This window comes from Streptomyces hainanensis, assembly GCF_004348415.1.
Lineage (GTDB): Bacteria > Actinomycetota > Actinomycetes > Streptomycetales > Streptomycetaceae > Streptomyces > Streptomyces hainanensis.
Genome location: NZ_SMKI01000885.1, coordinates 1 through 827, shown reverse-complemented (window position 1 = coordinate 827; position 827 = coordinate 1). Strand labels below are relative to the sequence as shown.

Here is an 827-nt window from a genome sequence, read left to right as displayed (position 1 = left end):
GCGACCCCCACCCCCAGGAGCCCTCAGGAGCGAGATGACCGACGCCCAGGTCGCCCCCACACCAGCCCCGGGACTGAGAAACGCCAGCGCCGTCGTCACCGGCGGCGGTTCCGGCATCGGCCGGGCCACCGCGCTGCGGCTCGCCGCGGCCGGCGCCCGGGTCGTCGTGGCCGACATCGAGGGCCGGGCCGCCGAGCGGGTCCGCGCGCAGATCGAGGCGGCCGGCTCCACGGCCGTCACGGTCGTCGGCGACCTCGGCGACCAGGCCGTCGTCGACGCCGTCGTCGGCACCGCGGTCGAGCGGTTCGGTCGACTGGACGTCCTGGTCAACAACGCCGGCGTGATGGACGACATGTCCGCCACCGCCGACGTCACGGACGCGATGTGGGAGCGGCTGCTCACCGTCAACCTCACCGCCCCCTTCCGCCTCACCCGCGCCGCCCTGCCCGTGATGCTCGCGCAGGGCTCGGGCGCCATCGTGAACACCGCGTCCGAGGCGTCCCTGCGCGGCAGCGCGGCCGGCACCGCCTACACGGTCTCCAAGTGGGGCGTCGCCGGCCTCACCCTCTCCACCGCGGTGATGTACCGGGACACCGGGATCCGGATCAACGCCGTGGCCCCCGGCGGCACCCGCACCAACATCGCCGTCGCCCCGGGGCCGGGCCGCGGCCCGCGGGCGGTCGGCGCGCACCGCGCCGCGGTCGGCCGGGTCGCCGAGGCCGACGAGCTGGCCGCCGCGATCGTCTTCCTCGCCTCCGACGCCGCCAGCAACATCAACGGCGTCGTGCTGCCGGTCGACAACGGCTGGTCGGCCGTCTGACCCGCAC

General features: G+C 76.2%; 1 protein-coding gene. It reads left to right on the top strand.

Going from position 1 to position 827, the window contains the following annotated elements; all coding sequences use genetic code 11:
- The first annotated feature begins 34 nt into the window (after positions 1 to 34).
- Positions 35 to 820, top strand: coding sequence for an SDR family NAD(P)-dependent oxidoreductase (locus E1283_RS36635; protein ID WP_132822443.1), 786 nt, complete (start codon positions 35 to 37; stop codon positions 818 to 820).
- Positions 821 to 827: the final 7 nt, after the last annotated feature.